This is a genomic window from Stenotrophomonas sp. YJH_SMC_64, from assembly GCF_059371375.1.
In genome coordinates this window covers 1-20,251 of sequence record NZ_JCAFUN010000025.1, presented here as the reverse complement: position 1 = coordinate 20,251, position 20,251 = coordinate 1, and the positions used below count along the sequence as shown (strand labels likewise).

Here is a 20,251-nt window from a genome sequence, read left to right as displayed (position 1 = left end):
GACCCACCGCCATGACCTACCCTCACGACCAACGGTCGTGATCTACTGGCCCCTGTTCCGACGGAAACGCACGCGTGGTCTCCAGCTGGATCCTGCTGCTGGTCTCGGTTGCCTATGCCGCGCTGCTGTTCGGCGTGGCGTGGTGGGGTGACCGCCGGCCGATGTATCCCGACCGGCCGTGGCTGCGGCCGGTGGTGTACAGCCTGGCGCTGGCCGTGTACTGCTCGTCGTGGACCTTCTACGGCGCGGTGGGTACCGCCGTGCGCAACGGCATCGGCTACCTGCCGATCTATATCGGTCCGTTGCTGCTGCTGTTGTTCGGCTGGCGCATCATCGAACGCCTGGCGCTGATCGCCCGCAGCCAGAACGTGGTCTCCATCGCCGATTTCATCTCCTCGCGCTTCGGCCGCTCGCGGCGGTTGGCGGCACTGGTGGCGATCATCGCCCTGATCGGCATCATCCCGTACCTGGCCCTGCAGTACAAAGCGGTGGCGATGAGCCTGCAGGTGCTGACCGGCAACAGCGGCCCGACCGGCTTCTTCACCGATCCGGCGCTGTACGTGGCGCTGCTGATGGCGCTGTTCGCCACCCTGTTCGGCACCCGCCAGGTCGACGCCACCGAGCACCACCACGGCATGATGCTGGCGATCGCCTTCGAATCGGTGATCAAGCTGCTGGCCATGCTGGCCGTGGGCGTGTTCGCCTACCTGTGGCTGAGCAACCGCACCGACGCGGTGGTCGAGTCGGTGCATACGCTGTTCACCGGCCTGCCGCCGGTGGGCTTCATCTCGCAGACCCTGCTCAGCTTCCTGGCCATCATCTGCCTGCCACGCCAGTTCCACGTGGCCGTGGTCGAGTGCGGTGACGTGCGCGACGTACGCCGCGCGCGCTGGATGTTCGGTGGCTACCTGGTACTGATCTCGGGCATGGTGCTGCCGATCGCCACCGCCGGCGTGACCCTGTTCGGCACCGGCGGCAGCGTCGCCGACGACTCGATGGTGCTGGCCCTGCCGCTGGCCGAAGGCCGCAACGCGCTGGCGCTGATCGCCTATGTGGGCGGCTTCTCCGCCGCCACCGGCATGGTCATCGTCTCGTCCATCGCGCTGGCCACCATGGTCAGCAACGATCTGGTGATGCCGGTGCTGCTGCGTCGCAGTGGCGACCATCAGGAAGCCGCCGACGTTGCCTCGCGCGTGCTGTGGATCCGCCGCCTGGCGATCCTGCTGCTGGCGCTGATGGCCTACAGCTACTACCGCACCAGCAGCAACGACAGCACGCTGGCCTCGTACGGCCTGATGGCGTTCGCGGCGGTGGCGCAGTTCGCGCCCGGGCTGATCGGCGGTCTGTACTGGCGCGGCGCGAGCCGGCGTGGTGTCGAGGTGGGCATGCTGCTGGGCTTCGCCACCTGGCTGTACACACTGCTGCTGCCGGCGATGACCATGGCCGGCTGGGTCGATGCTGGCTGGGTGCAGCACGGCCCGTTCGGCATCGAGTGGCTGCGCCCGCAGCAGCTGTTCGGCATGACCGGCTGGGACCCGCTGACCCATGGCACGTTCTGGTCGCTGCTGGTCAATGCGGCGACGATGATGCTGGTGTCTGCACGCTGGCGGCCCGGTGTGGACGAGCGGCTGCGCGCCGCGCCGTTCCTCGACCCGTATGCCGAACGACCGTCGGTGGCGGGTGGTTGGCCGGGTCACGTGCATGTGGGCGATCTGCTGGCGCTGGCTTCGCGCGTGGTCGGCGAGCGCCACGCGCGGCGTTCGTTCTTCGAGCAGGCACAGTCGCTGGGCCGCGAGCTGCAATCCTCGGCGCCGGCCGACCGGCCGTGGGTGCAGTTCACCGAACGCCTGCTGGCCGCGTCGATTGGTGCGGCCTCGGCGCGCCTGCTGCTGACCAGCCTGCTGCGTGGCTCGGGCATGGACCTGGGCGAAGTGGTGGCGGTGCTGGACGAAGCCGGGCAGGAACTGCGCTTCAACCGCGAGATCCTGTCGACCACGCTGGAGAACATCAGCGCCGGGGTCAGCGTGGTCGATCCGGACATGCGCCTGACCGCATGGAATCGTCGTTACCAGGACATGTTCGGCTACCCCGACGGCATGCTCTACGTAGGTCGCCCTGTGGCCGACCTGATCCGCTACAACGCCGAGCGCGGCGAGCTGGGCGAGGGTGATATCGAAGTGCAGATCAACCGACGCATCGGCTACATGCGCGCGGGGTCACCGCACGTGTTCGAGCGCACCCGCAGCGATGGCAAGGTGATCGAGATGCGTGGCCAGGCGCTGCCCGGCGGCGGTTACGTGACCAGCTACAACGACATCACCGACTACAAGCACGCGGAAAAGGCCCTGCTGGAAGCCAACGAAACGCTGGAACAGCGCGTGGCCGAGCGTTCGCATGAGGCCGAGGTCGCGCAGCAGTCGAAGACCCGCTTCCTGGCGGCGATCAGCCATGACGTGCTGCAGCCACTGAACGCCGCACGCCTGTTCGCTTCCGCGCTGCGCGACAGCGATCACGTGAGCGATGAGCAGAAGCACCTGGCCGAGCGTGTGGATGCGTCGTTGCGTGCGGCCGAAGAGCTGCTCGATGGCCTGCTGGATGTGTCTCGGCTGGATGCCGGTGGCCTGCACCCGGTGATCGGCGAGTTCGACGTGAGTGCGTTGATGCGTGAGCTGGCCGCGCAGTACACCCCGGTCGCCGCCGGCCGTGGCCTGCGCCTGGACCTGTTCGCACGCCCGGCATGGGTGCGCAGTGACCGCCGCCTGCTGCGCCGCGTGCTGCAGAACTTCCTGGCCAACGCGCTGCGTTACACCCGCCAGGGTCGCATCGTGCTGGCCGTGCGCCAGCGCGGCGATGAAGTGGAGCTGCAGGTCTGGGATACCGGTCCTGGCATTCCCGAGCACCACATGCGGCAGATCTTCGATGAGTTCCACCGCTACCAGCAGCCGTTCGACTGGGGCGAGCAGGGCCTGGGCCTGGGCCTGTCGATCTGCCAGCGCATCTCGCGTCTGCTTGACCATCGCCTCAATGCGCGCAGCCGGGTCGGCAAGGGATCGATGTTCTCGATCATTCTGCCGCGGGTGGCACCATTGCCGGGTTACACCGAGCTGGCCACGCCGGTACAGGCGGTGGCCGCACCGGTACGCAGCGATTCGCTGGCTGGCCTGCGCGTGCTGTGCGTGGACAACGACGAGGAGATCCTCGACGGCATGCGCGCACTGCTCGGCCGTTGGCAGGTGCAGGTGATCACGGCATCGACGGTGGATCAGGCGTTGGAGAAAGTGGCCGAACGGCCACAGGTGATGCTGGTCGACTACCACCTGCACGACCGCATGGATGGCCTGGACGCCCTGGTGGCCCTGCGCGAAGCCGCCGGTTACCCGCTGCCGGGTGCGCTGCTGACCGCCGATGGTCGCGACGAGCTGAAGCGGATGGCACGCGAACGTGGCTATCGCGTGCTGACCAAGCCGATCAAGCCGGCCTCGCTGCGCGCCTTCCTCGGCGCGCTGCGCGACGCGCAGTAGTGCCGGCCGCTGGCCGGCAACCACGTAATCGCGGAAGCGTTACCCCACGCCGTGCAGGTGCTCGTACAGGATCGTCGCACCGATGATCACCAGGATCACGCCACCGATGATCTCGGCACGCTTGCCGACCATGCTGCCCAGCACGCGGCCGAGCATGATGCCGGCGGTGACCATGGTCAGCGTGCACAGGCCGATGACCGCGGCCATCACGCCGATATGCACATCCATGAAGGCCAGGCCGATACCCACCGCCATCGCATCGATGCTGGTGGCGAAACCGGTCAGCGCCAGCTTCCAGAAGCCGTGGTGCTGCGAAGGGTCTTCGTCTTCCTCGGCACTGTCCGGGCGCAGGCCGTTGTAGATCATGTGGATGCCCAGCGCGCCGAGCAGGCCGAAGGCGATCCAGTGGTCGAAGGCTTCGACGTACTGCAGCGCGGCGCGACCGAGCAGCCAGCCGATGATGGGCGTGATCGCCTCGATGACGCCGAAGATGATGCCGGCACGCAAGGCATCGCGGAACACCGGCCTGCGCATGGCCGCACCCTTGCCGATCGCGGCGGCAAAGGCATCGGTGGACATGGCAAAGCCGATCAGGAGGATCGAAATGGGGGACATGGACAGCGGCTGAGGTCGGGCCAGGACGGACGCACGGCCTGCGCTCGCGCCCAACCTGACGTTGCGCGCGCGGGCCGCTGGTCTCGCCAACCATCATGGTTGTCCACGCCACGGCGCACCGGCCGAGTATGTTGACGTGGACGATTCCTGCGAAGGAATCCGGCTACTCCCCAAGGGGACGCGAAGCTTAGCATCGCGATTCGCGCGTGGCGCATTTGCAGCGAAACGCGCAGGCAGGGCTGGTTTGTATAGCGATGGCTATATCGTGAGCGCAACGGTGCCGGGTAGTGCCGGCCGCTGGCCGGCATGCGCCACGGCGAGAGCGTGCCAAGCAAGCTTGGCACCTACCGAAGCGGTTTCGGGTGATTTCAGGGGCTGAAGGCGATTGCCGGCCAGCGGCCGGCACTACCTCAGTCTTCTTCCGGCGGCAGCACGATGGCGTCGTCGTCGATCGCCAGCTTGCCGGCCATCAGCACGGCCTGGGTGCGGTTGGTCACGCCCAGCTTGCGCAGGATGGCGGTGACGTGGGCCTTGATCGTCGCTTCGGAGACATTGAGGTCGTAGGCGATCTGCTTGTTCAAGCGGCCGGCGCCCAGCATCTGCAGCACGCGGAACTGCTGCGGGGTGAGCTCGCGCAGTCGCTGGCCGACTTCGCGTTCCTCACGCTCGGTGGGCGGCACGTTGTGCGCTTCCGGCGGCGCCCAGGTCTCGCCATCGAGGATGGTGCCCAGTGCGTGGCCGATGGTGTCCGAATCCGCAGACTTCGGAATGAAGCCCAGCGCGCCGTGGTCGAGCGCGCGGCGCATCACCGTGGCTTCTTCGCGCGCGGATACCACCACCACCGGCAGGTGCGGATGCAGCGAGCGCATGTGCACCAGCGCGTTGAAACCCTGCGCACCGGGCATGTTGAGGTCCATCAGGACCAGGTCGGCGTCGTTGTGCTGGTCGGCCAGCGCATACAGCGCTTCCACGCTGTCGGCCTCGAACAGCTGCACGCCGGGGATGACCCGCTGCACGGCGCCGCGCAGGGCTTCGCGGAACAGCGGGTGGTCATCGGCAATCAGGAGGGTGGTCATGGTCGGGGGGAACCGTGGGGGAAAGCAGATGGGGTCAGAGCCCTTTCCTTGCGGAAAGGGATCCGACCCCGGTCGTACATCAGCGCACCTTGCGCTCGTCCACCAGTGACGCCACCACCGACGGATCAGCCAGGGTCGAGGTGTCGCCGAGCTGGTCCGGCGCGTTCTCGGCGATCTTGCGCAGGATGCGGCGCATGATCTTGCCCGAGCGGGTCTTCGGCAGGCCCGGCGCCCACTGCAGGTGGTCCGGCGTGGCGATCGGGCCGATCTCCTTGCGCACCCAGGCAACCAGTTCCTTCTGCAACTCGTCGCTCGGTGCCTCTTCGGCCACAAGGGTGACGTAGGCGTAGATGCCCTGGCCCTTCACGTCGTGCGGGAAGCCGACCACGGCCGCTTCGGCCACCTTCGGGTGCGAGACCAGCGCGCTTTCCACCTCGGCGGTGCCGATGCGGTGGCCGGACACGTTGATCACATCGTCGACGCGGCCGGTGATCCAGTAGTAGCCGTCTTCGTCGCGGCGGCAACCGTCGCCGGTGAAGTAGCTGCCCGGGTAGGTGCGGAAATACGTATCGATGAAACGCTGGTGGTCGCCGTACACCGTGCGCATCTGGCCCGGCCAGGAATCACGGATGATCAGGTTGCCCTCGGTCGGGCCGTCCTGGATCTCGCCATCGGCATTGACCAGCGCCGGCTGCACGCCGAAGAAGGGCAGGGTGGCCGAACCCGGCTTGAGGTCCATCGCGCCGGCCAGCGGCGAGATCAGGATGCCGCCGGTCTCGGTCTGCCACCAGGTATCGACGATCGGGCAGCGGCTGTCGCCGACCACCTCGTAGTACCAGCGCCAGGCTTCCGGGTTGATCGGCTCGCCGACGCTGCCGAGCAGGCGCAGCGAGGCGCGCGAGGTCTTCTTCACCGGCTCCTCGCCTTCGCGCATCAGCGCACGGATGGCGGTCGGGGCGGTATAGAAGATGGTCACCTTGTGCTTGTCGATGACGTTCCAGAAGCGCGAGGTGTCCGGGTAGTTCGGCACGCCTTCGAACATCAGCGAGGTCGCGCCGTTGGCCAGCGGCCCGTACACGATGTAGCTGTGGCCGGTGACCCAGCCGACGTCGGCGGTGCACCAGTAGATGTCGTCCTCGCGCAGGTCGAACACCGCTTCATGGGTGTAGGCCGCGTACAGCAGGTAACCGCCGGTGGTGTGCAGCACGCCCTTCGGCTTGCCGGTGGAACCGGAGGTGTAGAGGATGAACAGCGGGTCTTCCGCGTTCATGCGTTCCGGTTCGCAGGTGGCGGGCTGGCTGTCCACCACATCGTGGAACCAGCGGTCGCGCGGGGCCTGCATGTCCACCGCACCGCCGGTGTGGCGCACCACCAGCACGGTTTCCACGGTATTGGTGCCCGGCAGCTTCAGCGCGGCATCGACGTTGGCCTTCAGCGGAATCCTGCGGCCACCGCGCAGGCCCTCGTCGGCGGTGATGATCAGCTTGCTCTGGCAGTCGCTGACGCGGTCGGCGATCGAGTTCGGCGCGAAGCCACCGAACACCACCGAGTGGATCGCACCGATGCGCGCGCAGGCCAGCATGGCCACGGCGGCGTCGACGATCATCGGCAGGTAGATGGTGACGCGGTCGCCCTTCTTGACGCCCAGGTTGCGCAGCGCATTGCCGAGGCGGCAGGTGCGCTCGTACAGCTCGCGGTAGGTCACGTGCTGGGCCGGTGCATCCGGGCCATCGGGCTCGAACAGCAGGGCGGTCTTGTCGCCGCGCGTTTCCAGCTGGCGATCCAGGCAGTTCACGCTGGCATTGAGCTCGCCATCTTCGAACCACTTGATGTGGAAGTCGGACAGGTCGTAGCTGACGTTCTTGATCCTGGTCGGCTTGCGCATCCACTGCAGGCGCTCGGCGGCCTTGCCCCAGAAACCATCCGGGTCGGTCACCGAAGCCTGGTACTGCTGTTCGTACGACGTCTTGTCGATGCGTGCCTTGGCGGCGAATTGCGGATCGACGGGGTAGATATCAGCCATGGCACCCTCACTTGCACGTTGACTTTGTATGTGCGGTCGCAGCATCGCAGCGACCGATCCCCTTCAGTTTGCCCCATCCACCCCCGGCCGCGTCACCACTCTGGTTAGACCATGGTCGAAAGTGAGCGCCCAGCAGGGCCGGGTTCGACCAATGGCGAATAGCCGCTATACATAATCGCCCCGCAGTCTCGGCTCGACCGTGCCCCACGCGCGGCATCACCTTGCCACTTGGGAGAGAGGGCAACATGAGCCACCGTACGTTGAAAGCCGTGCGCACACCTTTGGCGGCCTGCCTGTTGGTCGCCCTGGTCGCACCGGGCATGGCGTTCGCTGAGACCGCCAAAGAGAAAGCGCTGGAAGCACGCGTTGCCGAACTGGAACGCCAGGTCCAGCTGCTGCTGTCTTCGCAGCAACAACAACAGACCCAGATCAGCCAGACCCAGCAGGCGGTGACCGAAGTGCGCACGGTGCAGGCCGGGCAGAAGCCGGTCGCCTCTGTGCCGGCAGGCAAGCAGCCGATCCAGGTCACCACCATCACCCCGGGCGCCGCGCCGGGCACCACGGTCAAGATCGGCGGCTTCATCAAGGCCGACTTCCTGGCCACCCAGACCAGCGATGGCCAGCTGGCCGACGACGCCACCGGCCGCTCGCTGTATCTGCCGGGCCAGACCCCGGTGGAAGGCGCCGGCGGCAGCGGCAAGCGTTCGGGCACCGACTTCAATGCCCACGCCAAGTTCTCGCGCTTCAACCTGGGCATCGACAACGTGAGCGAGTCGGGCAACAAGGCCGGTGCGTTCTTCGAGATGGACTTCTTCGGCAACTCGCTGGGCAACCAGACCGCCACCAATACCTATGGTGTGACCCTGCGCCACGCCTACATGTACTGGAACAACTGGATGGCCGGCCAGACCTGGTCCAACTTCATGGACGCGGCGTCGCTGCCGGAAGCGGTCGACTTCGTCGGCCCCACCGACGGCGTGATCTTCGTGCGCCAGGCCCAGGTGCGCTACACCCAGGGCGGCTTCAGCGTCGCACTGGAAAACCCGGAAACCACCACCCTCACCGGAACCCGCAACCCGGTCACCGGCGCCTGGACCAACACCAGCGCCAACTCCGACCGTGGCAGCCTGCCTGACCTGACCCTGCGCTATGGCTGGAAGGGTGACTGGGGCACCTTCGGTGTCGGCGGCATCGTCCGTCAGCTGAAGGTCGACAACCAGGCCACCGGCGCCAAGGCCGACAAGGTGGCTGGCGGCCTGACCCTGGGCGGCAAATGGGTGATGGGTGACAGCGATTCGCTGCACTACCAGCTGACCGGCGGCGAAGGCATCGCTCGCTACATCGGCCTGGGCATCACCGCCGATAGCGCCTACGACGTGGCCCGCGACGAGCTCAACCCGACCGGCGTGCTGGCCGGCTACGTGGGCTGGCGGCATGCGTTCTCGCCGAAGCTGCGCACCAACCTGATCTATGCGCGCAGCGACTACGACAACGACAGCATCCTGGGCCCGCTGGTGACCAAGAGCGTGCAGAGCATCCGCGGCAACATCTTCTATTCGCCGCTGCCCAAGGTCGATATCGGCGCCGAACTGATGTACGGCCGTCGCGAAGTGGAGAACGGCAACAAGGGTGACATCACCCGATTGCAGTTCACCACGAAGTACAGCTTCTAAGAGCGTGCCGGCCAGCGGCCGGCACCTACCGAGATGGGGTGCCGGCCAAGGTCGGCACCTACCGAGATGGGGTGCCGGCCAAGGTCGGCATCTACCGAATTGAGTGCCGACCAACGGTCGGCACCCACCAACAACGATTGCTTCGGAGGGGAAGCGTCCCATGTCCAGTACACCCAGCACCGCACATAAAGCGGGCACCCTGACCAAGGGCCACAAGAAGGTCATCTTCGCCTCGAGCCTCGGCACGGTCTTCGAGTGGTATGACTTCTTCCTGTACGGCTCGCTCGCGGCCATCATCGCCAAGCAGTTCTTCAGCGGCGTCAATGAAACCACGGGCATGATCTTCGCCCTGCTGGCGTTTGCCGCCGGCTTCTTCGTGCGTCCGTTCGGCGCGGCCTTCTTCGGCAGCCTCGGCGACCGCATCGGCCGCAAGTACACCTTCCTGGTCACCATCCTGATCATGGGCATCTCGACCTTCCTGGTCGGCGTGCTGCCCAACTACGCCTCGATCGGTTTCGCCGCACCGGTGATCCTGATCATCCTGCGCCTGGCCCAGGGCCTGGCGATGGGCGGCGAGTACGGCGGTGCCGCCACCTACGTGGCCGAGCACGCGCCGGACGACAAGCGCGGCCTGTACACCAGCTTCATCCAGTGCACCGCCACGCTCGGCCTGTTCATGTCGCTGCTGATCATCCTGGCCTGCCGTTACTTCCTGGGCAATGAAGCCTTCGAAGCCTGGGGCTGGCGCATTCCGTTCCTGGTCTCGATCCTGCTGCTGGGCGTGTCGGTGTGGATCCGCCTGCAGCTGAGCGAGTCGCCGCTGTTCCAGCAGATGAAGTCGGAAGGCAAGGGCTCCAAGACGCCGTTCCGTGACAGCCTGAAGGGCGGCAACCTGAAGCTGATGCTGCTGGTCCTGCTCGGTGCGGCGGCCGGCCAGGCCGTGGTCTGGTACGGCGGCCAGTTCTACGCGCTGTTCTTCCTCAGCAGCATGCTGAAGGTCGATGCCACCACCTCCTACCTGCTGATCGCGGCCGCGCTGGCGCTGGGCGTGCCGTTCTTCATCTTCTTCGGCTGGCTGTCCGACCGCATTGGCCGCAAGAAGATCATCCTGGCCGGCTGCCTGCTGGCGGCCATCACCTACATCCCGATCTTCAAGGGCCTGACCCACTTCGCCAACCCGGCCATCGAAGAAGCGCGTGCATCCTCGCCGGCGCTGGTCGTCGCCGATCCGAACACCTGTTCATTCCAGTTCGATCCGGTGGGCCTGCGCAAGTTCACCAGCTCCTGCGACGTGGCTACCGCCGCGCTGACCAAGGCTGGTGTGCCGTACGACGTACAGCCCGCTGCCGCCGGTTCGCTGGCGATGGTGAACGTGGGCAGCGCCAGCGTCACCTCGTATGAGGCCGCCGGCCTGACCAAGGAAGAAGGCAAGGCCAAGGCTGACGCGTTCGGTGCGGAACTGAAGACCGCCCTGACCACCGCCGGCTACCCGGCCAAGGCCGATGGCGCCCGCATCAACATCGCCGGCACCATCTTCATGCTGTGGCTGCTGGTGCTGTACGTGACCATGGTCTACGGCCCGATCGCCGCTTACCTGGTCGAACTGTTCCCGACCCGCATCCGCTACACCTCGATGTCGCTGCCGTACCACATCGGCAACGGCTGGTTCGGTGGCTTCCTGCCGGCGATCTCGTTCGCGCTGGTGGCCGGTACCGGCAACCTCTACTACGGCCTGTGGTACCCCATCATCATCGCGCTGATGTCGGTGGTGATCGGCGGCCTGTTCCTGCGTGAGACCAAGGACGTGGATATCACCAAGTAACCGGTGTGCCGACCAACGGTCGGCACCCACCGGGTTTCAGGGGCCGCGGTGCAGACCGCGGCCTTTCTGTTTGTGGGGCGTGCCCACTCGACTCGCAATCCGGTAGTGCCGGCCGCTGGCCGGCAACGGCTTTATGTCCGCGGAGATTCATGAGGTTGCCGGCCAGCGGCCGGCACTACCATTGGGTTGCGCAGCACCCCGTATAGTCGGCCCATGACCACCACTACGCCGGAAGACCTTCCCGCCCTCCTGCACACCCTGCGCAGCGCCTGGCAGTCGCAGCGCCCTTCGCCCGACCAGCGCGAAGCTGACCTGCGCCGCCTGCGCGAGGCGTTGAAGCCACGCCTGGACGAAATGGCGCAGGCCATCGCCGAGGACTTTGGCCATCGCGCCCACGTGGAATCGAAGCTGGCCGATGGCATGAGCGTGCTGTCGGCCATCGATCACCTGCGCCGCCACCTGCGGCGCTGGTCGAAGCCGCAGCGGGTCGGTGCAGGCTGGAAGCTGTGGCCGGCGCGTGCGCAGCTGCGGCCGACGCCGCTGGGCGTGGTCGGGGTGATCTCGCCCTGGAACTACCCGGTTACGCTGGCGCTGGTGCCGCTGGCCACCGCGATTGCCGCCGGCAACCATGTGTTGCTGAAGCCCTCGGAACACACACCACGCACCAGTGCATTCCTGGCCGATCTGCTGGCCAGTGTGTTCCCGCCCGATCGCGTGGCGGTGGTGCAGGGCGGGGCGGATGTGGCGGCGGCGGTGTCCTCGCTGCCGCTGGACCATCTGCTGTTCACCGGCTCGACGGCCGTCGGTCGCAAGGTGATGGCGGCCGCCGCCGAGCATCTGGTGCCGGTCACGCTGGAGCTGGGCGGCAAGTCGCCGGCGATTGTCTGCCGCGATTTCCCGCTGGACAAAGCCGCCGCGCGGTTCGCCACCGGGAAATGGTTCAACGCCGGGCAGACCTGCATCGCGCCGGATTACGTGCTGATCGACACCGTGCGCCAGCGCGAGTTCGTACAGGCGCTGCAGCAGCAGGTGCGCGAGCGCTATGGCGACTTCAGCGATGCCGACGACTACACCCGCATCATCAATGAAGGCCAGTACCGGCGCCTGCAGGGCTATCTGGCACAGGCGCGCGAACGCGGCGTGCCGGTGATTCCGCTGGCGCAGGTGGATGAGGCGCGCGCCGACCGCGAGCGCCTGCTGGTGCCGACCGTGGTGCTGGACCCGCCGGACGACCTGGACCTGATGCGCGAGGAGATCTTCGGGCCGATCCTGCCGGTGCGGGCCTATCCGGATCTGGATGCCGCGCTGGCCGACGTGCTGTCCCGCGACCGGCCGTTGGCGCTGTATCCCTTCAGCCATGACCGGGCCACGGTGGAGCGCATCCTCGGCCAGGTGGTGGCCGGTGGGGTGACGGTGAATGACACGCTGCTGCACTTCGCCGCCGATGGCCTGCCGTTTGGCGGGGTCGGGGCCAGCGGCATGGGCGCGTACCACGGCCGCGCCGGGTTCGATGCGATGAGCAAGCGGCTGCCGGTGCTGTGGCAGTCGCGCTGGGCGGCCAGCGACCGGCTGCGGCCGCCGTATTCGAAGATTGCGGGGTTGTTGAAGCTGCTGCTTCGGTAGTGCCGGCCGCTGGCCGGCAACCGCATGGACCGTCGGCAAGACCCTGCAGTTGCCGGCCAGCGGCCGGCACTACCGGTGGGTGCCCACCTGGGGTGGCACGCGTGCCAAGCGCACCCGGGTAGAATGCCTGCATGAAGATCGCCTCGTGGAACGTCAATTCGCTCAATGTCCGCCTGCCGCACCTGGAGCAGTGGCTCAGGGAGTTCGGCCCGGACATCGTCGGTATCCAGGAAACCAAGCTGGAGGACCACAAGTTCCCCGATTCTGCGCTGATCGCCGCCGGCTACCGCAGCGTGTTCGCCGGCCAGAAGACCTACAACGGCGTGGCGCTGCTGTCGCGTGAGCCGGCGCAGGACGTGCAGATCGGCATTCCCGGCTTCGAGGACGAACAGAAGCGCGTCATTGCCGGTACCTTCGGCGACCTGCGGGTGATCAACCTGTACGTGGTCAATGGCCAGGACATCGGCACCGACAAGTACGACTACAAGCTGCGCTGGCTGGAAGCGGTGCATGCCTGGATCGCCGAAGAACTGCAGCGGCATCCGAAGCTGATCGTGATGGGTGACTTCAACATCGCCCCGGACGCGCGCGATGTGCACGACCCGGAGGTGTGGAACGACAACCACATCCTGACCTCCACCGCCGAGCGCGGCGCGCTCAACAAGCTGCTGCAGCTGGGCCTGCACGATGGCTTCCGCCTGCACAACGACGAGGCGGGCACCTTCAGCTGGTGGGATTACCGTGCCGCCGGCTTCCGCCGCAACCTGGGCCTGCGCATCGACCTGACCCTGGTCTCCGATGCGCTGAAGGGCAGCGCGGTGGCCTCGGGCATCGACCGCGAGCCGCGCACCTGGGAACGCCCGAGCGACCATGCGCCGGCCTGGGTGCAGATCGGTTGAACGAACAGGGCCCGACGATTGCCGGGCCCGTTCTGGATCATCTGCCGGCCAGTGGCCGGCACTACCCTCGGATCACCGTATGCTCTTGCGGGTGAACAGGTTGACGATCGCCAGCAGGATCACCGCGCCGATCAGCGAGAACAGGAAGGTGCGGATGGTGATCGCTTCGTTGATGCCGCCGCCGAACAGCCAGCCGGAAATCAGCGCGCCGACGATGCCGACCACGATGTTGAGGATGATGCCCTGCTGGGCATCGCGCTTCATGATGATGCTGGCCAGCCAGCCTACGATGCCGCCGACGATCAGCCAGATGATGATGCCCATGATCGAACCTCCGGTGGGAAACTGTGACCAGTTGACGCGCACGGCCGTGAACCCGTCGTGCAATTGCGTGATGGGCGCGTGCGGATGAGCCTGCCAGCCACCCTCGACGGCCCGTGGCGCTTCGGTCCGGTAACGGTCTGGCGGCGTCCGCACGTGCCGGGCCAGCGCGGTGAACCGCAGGCGCGGCAGGTACTGGCGCAGGCGCTGGGCACCGATCCGCAGACGCTGCCACTGGTCCGTGACGACAAGGGCCGGCCGGAGCTGAGCGGCCCGTTGGCCCACTACGGGACCGGCTGGAGCCACAGCGGTGAGGTGCTGCTGGTGGCGCTGGGCGAAGGCGTGCGGCTGGGCGTGGACCTGGAACTGCTGCGGCCGCGGCCGCGTCTTCTGGAGATCGTGCGGCGCTTCTTCCACCCGCAGGAGGTGGCCTGGCTGGAACGCCTGGACGAGGCCGACCGCGAGCACTGGTTCTTCCGCGTGTGGTGCGTCAAGGAAGCCATCCTGAAGGCGCACGGCCAGGGCATCTCGTTCGGCCTGCACCGCCTGCAGCTGGCGCCGGGGGCCGATGGCGCCCTGCACCTGCGCTGGTGCGACCCGGAACTGGGCGAGGCCGCGCGCTGGCACCTGCACGAATGGCAGGCCACCGGCCAGTTCCGTGCGGCGTTGGCCTGGTATCCGCACTGAAGCGGGGAATCAGCGCGCAAAACCGGCGATAATGGCGGCATGAGCGAACACCCACTTCCCGCCAGCGTGGCTGCCACGCTGGAACAGGGCCTGGCCAGCATGGGCCTGGACGCCGCGCTGGCGCCGCCGCTGCTGCGCTACCTGGCCCTGCTGCACCGCTGGAACGGCACCTACAACCTCACCGCCATCCGCGACCCGCAGGAGATGGTTACCCGCCACCTGCTCGATTCGCTGGCGATGCAGCCGTTCGTGGCTGATGGCAGCCTGGCCGACCTCGGTACCGGCCCCGGGTTGCCCGGCATCCCGCTGGCGATCGCCTGCCCGGGCCTGCAGGTCACCCTGGTGGAGAGCAACGGCAAGAAGGCGCGCTTCATGCGCGAGGCCGTGCGCCAGCTCGGCCTGGGCAACGCCCGCGTGGCCGAATCGCGGGCCGAAGCGCTGGACGAGGCCGGTCGTTACGACCAGCTGACCGCGCGCGCAATGGATACCCTGGCTGGCATCGTCCGCGTCGGCGGCCATCTGCTGCGCCCCGGTGGCGTGCTGCTGGCCATGAAGGGCGTCTACCCGCATGAGGAGATCGCGGAACTGCCGGCTGGCTGGCAGGTGCGTGAGGTGACCCCGCTGAGCGTGCCCGGCCTGGCCGGCGAACGCCACCTGGTCACCGTTACAGGTCCCTGATTCCCGCCGCCAGCCCTTTGTGGAACAACGGGTTGGCGATCCACGATTTCCGCAAGGGGCCGGTTGTACGCATAATGACCGGTCCCAACCATCCGTCGACGAGGCACACCCGCATGGCCCGCATCATCGCCATCGCCAACCAGAAGGGTGGCGTCGGCAAGACCACGACCGCCGTCAACCTGGCCGCTTCTCTGGCCAACGCACCCAAGCGCGTGCTGTTGGTCGACCTGGACTCGCAGGGCAACGCGACCATGGGCAGCGGCGTGGACAAGCGTGAGCTGGCGGCCTCCACCTGCGATCTGCTGCTGGGCGAGAACAGCGCCGCCGATGTGCGCGTGCAGACCGCCGAAGGCTACGACCTGCTGCCGGGCAACATCGACCTGACCGCCGCCGAGATCCAGCTGATGGGCCAGAGCGAGCGCGAGCAGCGCCTGAAGCGCGCACTGGCGCCGATCCGCGACGAGTACGACTACATCCTGATCGATTGCCCGCCGGCGTTGTCGCTGCTGACGCTCAACGCGCTGGCCGCCGCCGATTCGGTGATCGTGCCGATGCAGTGCGAGTACTACGCACTGGAAGGCCTGAGCGCGCTGGTGGAAACCATCGAAGCGCTGCGCACCAGCCTGAACCCGGCGCTGGAGATCGAAGGCGTGCTGCGCACCATGTTCGACGTGCGCAACAACCTGGCCAACGCAGTGTCGGCCGAGCTCACCGAGCACTTCGGCGACCGCGTGTTCCGCACCATCGTGCCGCGCAACGTGCGCCTGGCCGAGGCGCCCAGCCATGGCCAGAGCATCGTCGGCTACGACCGCGCCTCGCGCGGTGGCGTGGCCTACCTGGGCCTGGCCGGCGAGATCATCCGCCGCAACAACGAACGCAACAAGGCCGCCAAGGCCGTGGAGACCGTCTGATGACCAGCAGCAAGCCGGCAGCCAAGAAGCGAGGCCTCGGCCGTGGCCTGGACGCGCTGCTGGGCCCGAAAGGCGCGGTCAGCCAGGTGCAGGCCACCACCGCGGTGATTGAGCCGCTGCCGGGTGAAGTGCTGCGCAAGTTGCCGGTCGGCCAGCTGCAGCCGGGCAAGTACCAGCCGCGCCGCGAGATGGACGAGGGCAAGCTCTCCGAGCTGGCCGACTCGATCAAGTCGCAGGGCGTGATCCAACCGATCCTGGTGCGCCAGCTGCCGGCAGGCAACTACGAAATCGTCGCCGGTGAGCGCCGCTGGCGCGCATCGCAGCTGGCCGGCCTGGACGAAGTGCCGGTGGTGGTGCGCGAGCTGGAAGACCGCACCGTCATCGCGATGGCGCTGATCGAGAACATCCAGCGCGAAGACCTCAACCCGCTGGAAGAAGCCGAGGCGCTGCAGCGCCTGATCAGCGAGTTCACCCTGACCCATGCCGAGGCCGCCGAGGCCGTCGGCCGCTCGCGCGCGGCGGTGTCCAACCTGCTGCGCCTGCTGGAGCTGCCGGTGGCGATCCGCTTGCTGCTGGAAACCCGCCGCCTGGAAATGGGCCACGCCCGCGCGCTGCTGACCCTGGCTCCCGAGCTGGCTGGCAAGCTGGCGCAGGAAGCGGCCGATGAAGGCTGGTCGGTGCGCGAGGTCGAGCGCCGTGCGCAGGCCTTCGCGGCCGGCAAGGTGCCGAGCAACCGCCCGGTGGCGACGCCGAAGGTGCAGCAGGCCGACATCGCCTCGCTGGAAACCGAACTGTCCGAAGCACTGGGTGCCAAGGTGGCGATCAACCACGGCCGGGGCGGCAAGGGCAAGCTGATCATCCACTACACCGATCTGGATACCCTGGACGGCGTGCTGGAAAAGCTGCGTACGCGCCAGGGCTGAGCCCGGCGCCGCGTCAGGGGGTGCGGCCTGTTCCCGCCGCGTCCTGCAGATGACAGGGAACGCACCGCCGCGCGTGCCGGGGATGCACTGCTCTCCGGTCCGTGGCCTCATCCAGGGAACAGGACATGAGCAACGAATACGAGGACGTCAGCCCGGACGGCACCCAGATACTGGTACATCGCCGCGAAAAGGACTTCGTGCCCGCCATCGGCGAAGAACAGCACATCGAGGCGATCAGCGCCCATCTCGAACGCCATCTGGGCCCGGTGTCCGGTGTCTTCCACGAGATCATCTCCGACCTGGTGCACATCGACGTGCACGTGGTGCCGGCCAATGACCACTGCCCGTACCTGCGCCTGGTCACCTCCGGCATGAGCGACCTGCCGATGACCGTGCCCGCCGAGGTGGACGCGGACGTGCCGCGCTACATGGAACTGATGGTGACCCTGCCGGCCGACTGGCCGATCTCCCAGGACGCCTTCGAGGACGAGCGCAATTACTGGCCGGTGCGCCTGCTGAAGGGCATGGCACGGTTGCCGCACGAGTACGACACCTGGCTGGGCTTCGGCCACACCATTCCCAACGGCCATCCCAGCGAGCCCTACGCGCCGGGCGTGGGTTTCGACGGTGCCATCGTGCTGTCGCCGGTGACCGCCCCGGAGGACTTCGCCACGCTGGCGCTGGAGGACGGCAGGACCATCAGCTTCATGAGCCTGGTTCCGCTGTACCCGGAAGAGATGGACCTGAAGCTGAGGAAGGGCGCCGAGGTGCTGCTCGACCGCTTCGATGCGAAGAACATCCAGGACGTGATCGAACCCGGCCGCACCAACGTGGCGAAGAAGCGTTTCGGTTTGTTCTGAGACCGGTAACATCAGGGGCCTGAACTTCGTTTCCAGGCCCCTGTCATGACCATCCTGCTCACCGGCGCTGCCGGCTTCATCGGTGCCTACACCGCCCGCGCGCTGCTGGAGGCCGGCCAGCCCGTGGTCGGCCTGGACAACTTCAACGACTACTATGACCCGCAGATCAAGCGCGACCGCGTGGCTGCGCTGTGCCCGGCGCTGGACCTGCGCACCCTGGACCTGACCGACCAGCAGGGCCTGGCGGCACTGTTCGACGAGGTGAAGCCGACTGCGGTGATCCACCTGGCCGCGCAGGCCGGCGTGCGCTATTCGCTGGAAAACCCGCACGCCTACGTCGACAGCAACCTGGTCGGCTTCGTCAACATGCTCGAACTGTGCCGTCACCGTGGCGTGCAGCACCTGGTGTATGCCTCCAGCAGCTCGGTCTACGGTGATTCGGCCACGCCGCCGTTCTCCGAGGACCAGCGCGTGGACCAGCCGCGCTCGCTGTACGCGGCGACCAAGGCGGCCAACGAGCTGATGGCCTACACCTACGCGCAGCTGTACGGCCTGCATGCCACCGGCCTGCGCTTCTTCACCGTGTATGGCCCGTGGGGCCGGCCGGACATGGCACCGCTGCTGTTCTCGCGCGCGGTGCTGGCCGGGCGGCCAATCGACGTGTTCAACGAGGGCCGCATGCAGCGCGATTTCACACATGTCTCCGACATCGTGTCGGGTATCCTCGGCGCGCTCGCGCATCCGGCCGATGGTCCGGTACCGCACCGGGTGTTCAACCTCGGCAACCATACGCCGGTCGAGCTGGAGCGCTTCATCAGCGTGATCGAGCAGGCCGCCGGTCGCCCCGCGCAGAAGGTCTACAAGCCGATGCAGCCGGGCGACATGGTGCGCACGATGGCCGATACCCGGCGCGCCCATGACGCATTCGGCTTCGACGCGGTGACCCCGATCGAAGAAGGGTTGCCCCCCGTCGTGCAGTGGTGCCGCGAGTATTTTGGCGACCGCGCCTGAGGACGGAACCTCACACAGCCGGATTCATCTTCGGATAACCTCGGCTTCGGAGAATGCGCGGTCTTTGTCCCCCTTTGGCCGAGTGCCTTATGAGCCAACCCGAGCTTTCCGTTGTCGTCCCGGTGTTCAACGAACGCGACAACGTCGCCCCGCTGGTTGCCGAAATCACCGCTGCACTGCGTGGCCGGCTGCCGTTCGAGATCATCTACATCGACGATCACTCGCGCGATGACACCCTGGCGGTGCTGCAGGGCCTGAAGGCGACCACACCGGAACTGCGGGTGCTGCACCATGTGAACCAGAGCGGGCAGAGCACCGCCGTGCGCACCGGTGTCAAGCATGCGCGGGCGCCGTGGATCGCCACCCTGGATGGCGATGGCCAGAACGATCCGGCCGATATCCCCAAGCTGCTGGCCGCGCGCGATGCCGCCGAGGCGCAGGTGAAGCTGTTCGCCGGCTGGCGGGTCAACCGCCAGGACAGCGGCAGCAAGCGCTGGGCCAGCAAGTGGGCCAACGCCATCCGCGCACGCATGCTGCGCGACGATACGCCCGATACCGGCTGCGGCATCAAGCTGTTCGAGCGCAGCGCGTTCCTCGACCTGCCGTACTTCGACCACATGCACCGCTATCTGCCCGCGCTGATGCAGCGTGCCGGCTGGAAGACCACCAGCGTGCCGGTCAACCACCGCCACCGTACCGCCGGCGTGTCCAAGTACAACAACCTGGGCCGTGCACTGGTCGGCATCCGTGACCTGCGCGGCGTGGCGTGGCTGATCACCCGCAGCAAGCGCACCGCAGTGGAGGAGCGTTGATGGATCTGGAGCTGCACTGGCTCGACCAGCCGCTGACCTGGTTGTACTGGACCGGCCTGCATGTGACCGGCTGGAAGCTGATCGGCTATACCGGCGCGCTGATGTTCGGCGGCCGCTGGCTGGTCCAGTTCATCGCGTCCAAGCGTGCGGGCAAGCCGGTGATCCCGCGCCTGTTCTGGTACATGAGCGTGGTCGGCAGCCTGATGACGCTGAGCTACTTCCTGTTCTCGGCCAAGCAGGACTCGGTGGGCGTGCTGCAGAACCTGTTCCCGGCGTTCACCGCGCTGTACAGCCTGCAGCTGGACATCAAGCACCGGGGCTGGAAGCGGGACAAGGCCAGCCATTGAGGCTGCGCCGGGATGCGGTCTGCCGTGGGTAGAGTCGACTGTCAGTCGACTTTCGCGCGGAGCGCGGACTTTGCCACGTCTGGCGGAAGAGCAGCCGACTGACAGTCGGCTCTACCACGCGCCTCCGGCGCTGGGGCCCCGGCCTGCGGCCGGTTCCCGGTCCTGCCTGCCGTGGGTAGAGTCGACTGTCAGTCGACTTTCGCGCGGAGCGCGGGGTTTGCTGCATATGGCGGAAGAACAGCCGACTGACAGTCGGCTCTACCACGCGCCTTCGGCGCTGGGGCCCCGACCTGCGGCCGGGGCCCGGTCCTGCCTGCCGTGGGTAGAGTCGACTGTCAGTCGACTTTCGCGCGGAGCGCGGGGTTTGCTGCATGTGGCGGAAGAGCAGCCGACTGACAGTCGGCTCTACCACGCGCCCCCGGCGCTGGGGCCCCGGCCTGCGGCCGGTT

General features: G+C 67.2%; 17 protein-coding genes and 1 riboswitch. Of the genes, 13 read left to right on the top strand and 4 right to left on the bottom strand.

Annotated features, from left to right (window positions below; translation table 11 throughout):
• Nucleotides 1-74 precede the first annotated feature (74 nt).
• A complete protein-coding gene (locus tag AC5P9L_RS20670) occupies nucleotides 75-3,521 on the top strand; it encodes a hybrid sensor histidine kinase/response regulator (protein WP_043034414.1) in 3,447 nt (1,148 codons plus the stop codon).
• Between the two features lie 39 nt (nucleotides 3,522-3,560).
• Here AC5P9L_RS20670 and AC5P9L_RS20665 read toward each other — a convergent pair whose 3' ends face one another.
• The 3 genes from AC5P9L_RS20665 to acs form a co-directional block, all read right to left on the bottom strand.
• Nucleotides 3,561-4,136, bottom strand: coding sequence for a manganese efflux pump MntP (locus AC5P9L_RS20665; RefSeq protein WP_049397048.1), 576 nt, complete (start codon nucleotides 4,134-4,136; stop codon nucleotides 3,561-3,563).
• Between the two features lie 88 nt (nucleotides 4,137-4,224).
• A riboswitch (yybP-ykoY riboswitch) is annotated at nucleotides 4,225-4,314 on the bottom strand.
• A 232-nt stretch (nucleotides 4,315-4,546) separates the two neighbouring features.
• On the bottom strand, nucleotides 4,547-5,212 hold the full coding sequence (locus AC5P9L_RS20660; protein ID WP_005411662.1) for a response regulator transcription factor: 666 nt from the start codon (nucleotides 5,210-5,212) through the stop codon (nucleotides 4,547-4,549).
• A 79-nt stretch (nucleotides 5,213-5,291) separates the two neighbouring features.
• On the bottom strand, nucleotides 5,292-7,235 hold the full coding sequence (gene acs, locus AC5P9L_RS20655; RefSeq protein WP_065183645.1) for an acetate--CoA ligase: 1,944 nt from the start codon (nucleotides 7,233-7,235) through the stop codon (nucleotides 5,292-5,294).
• Nucleotides 7,236-7,480: 245 nt separating this feature from the next.
• Between acs and AC5P9L_RS20650 the strand changes: the two genes are divergently transcribed.
• The 4 genes from AC5P9L_RS20650 to xth all read left to right on the top strand — a co-directional run bounded on the left by AC5P9L_RS20650 (nucleotide 7,481) and on the right by xth (nucleotide 13,252).
• Complete coding sequence (locus AC5P9L_RS20650; protein ID WP_123959270.1) at nucleotides 7,481-8,908, top strand: DcaP family trimeric outer membrane transporter; 1,428 nt, start codon at nucleotides 7,481-7,483, stop codon at nucleotides 8,906-8,908.
• Nucleotides 8,909-9,068: 160 nt separating this feature from the next.
• On the top strand, nucleotides 9,069-10,730 hold the full coding sequence (locus AC5P9L_RS20645; RefSeq protein ID WP_005411659.1) for an MFS transporter: 1,662 nt from the start codon (nucleotides 9,069-9,071) through the stop codon (nucleotides 10,728-10,730).
• Between the two features lie 213 nt (nucleotides 10,731-10,943).
• A complete protein-coding gene (locus tag AC5P9L_RS20640; protein ID WP_099485160.1) occupies nucleotides 10,944-12,353 on the top strand; it encodes a coniferyl aldehyde dehydrogenase in 1,410 nt (469 codons plus the stop codon).
• Between the two features lie 131 nt (nucleotides 12,354-12,484).
• A complete protein-coding gene (xth, locus tag AC5P9L_RS20635) occupies nucleotides 12,485-13,252 on the top strand; it encodes an exodeoxyribonuclease III (protein WP_033835352.1) in 768 nt (255 codons plus the stop codon).
• A 72-nt stretch (nucleotides 13,253-13,324) separates the two neighbouring features.
• Here the strand turns inward: xth and AC5P9L_RS20630 are convergent, their stop codons facing one another.
• Nucleotides 13,325-13,576: a GlsB/YeaQ/YmgE family stress response membrane protein gene (locus tag AC5P9L_RS20630; RefSeq protein ID WP_005411656.1), complete on the bottom strand. Its 252-nt coding sequence runs from the start codon at nucleotides 13,574-13,576 to the stop codon at nucleotides 13,325-13,327.
• Between the two features lie 84 nt (nucleotides 13,577-13,660).
• On the opposite strand from AC5P9L_RS20630, the gene AC5P9L_RS20625 reads away from it, so the two are divergent.
• The 8 genes from AC5P9L_RS20625 to AC5P9L_RS20590 all read left to right on the top strand — a co-directional run bounded on the left by AC5P9L_RS20625 (nucleotide 13,661) and on the right by AC5P9L_RS20590 (nucleotide 19,802).
• Nucleotides 13,661-14,260: a 4'-phosphopantetheinyl transferase family protein gene (locus AC5P9L_RS20625; protein ID WP_033835351.1), complete on the top strand. Its 600-nt coding sequence runs from the start codon at nucleotides 13,661-13,663 to the stop codon at nucleotides 14,258-14,260.
• A 39-nt stretch (nucleotides 14,261-14,299) separates the two neighbouring features.
• On the top strand, nucleotides 14,300-14,938 hold the full coding sequence (gene rsmG, locus AC5P9L_RS20620; RefSeq protein WP_012481632.1) for a 16S rRNA (guanine(527)-N(7))-methyltransferase RsmG: 639 nt from the start codon (nucleotides 14,300-14,302) through the stop codon (nucleotides 14,936-14,938).
• A 113-nt stretch (nucleotides 14,939-15,051) separates the two neighbouring features.
• Nucleotides 15,052-15,849 carry a ParA family protein gene (locus AC5P9L_RS20615; RefSeq protein ID WP_005411653.1) on the top strand — a complete coding sequence of 266 codons (798 nt, stop codon included), beginning with the start codon at nucleotides 15,052-15,054 and terminating at the stop codon, nucleotides 15,847-15,849.
• Nucleotides 15,849-16,772 (top strand): ParB/RepB/Spo0J family partition protein, encoded by a 924-nt coding sequence (locus tag AC5P9L_RS20610; RefSeq protein ID WP_005411652.1) that lies wholly within the window; start codon nucleotides 15,849-15,851, stop codon nucleotides 16,770-16,772. The genes AC5P9L_RS20615 and AC5P9L_RS20610 overlap by 1 nt, the downstream gene beginning before the upstream one ends.
• A 125-nt stretch (nucleotides 16,773-16,897) precedes the next feature.
• Nucleotides 16,898-17,632 carry a suppressor of fused domain protein gene (locus tag AC5P9L_RS20605; protein ID WP_024957791.1) on the top strand — a complete coding sequence of 245 codons (735 nt, stop codon included), beginning with the start codon at nucleotides 16,898-16,900 and terminating at the stop codon, nucleotides 17,630-17,632.
• A 45-nt stretch (nucleotides 17,633-17,677) separates the two neighbouring features.
• Nucleotides 17,678-18,643: an NAD-dependent epimerase/dehydratase family protein gene (locus tag AC5P9L_RS20600; protein WP_005411650.1), complete on the top strand. Its 966-nt coding sequence runs from the start codon at nucleotides 17,678-17,680 to the stop codon at nucleotides 18,641-18,643.
• Nucleotides 18,644-18,732: 89 nt separating this feature from the next.
• The gene (locus AC5P9L_RS20595; protein WP_033835348.1) at nucleotides 18,733-19,455 is read left to right on the top strand and encodes a glycosyltransferase family 2 protein; all 723 of its coding nucleotides are present in this window, start codon (nucleotides 18,733-18,735) and stop codon (nucleotides 19,453-19,455) included.
• A complete protein-coding gene (locus AC5P9L_RS20590; RefSeq protein ID WP_005414908.1) occupies nucleotides 19,455-19,802 on the top strand; it encodes a lipid-A-disaccharide synthase N-terminal domain-containing protein in 348 nt (115 codons plus the stop codon). Before AC5P9L_RS20595 ends, AC5P9L_RS20590 begins: the two co-directional genes overlap by 1 nt.
• Nucleotides 19,803-20,251: the final 449 nt, after the last annotated feature.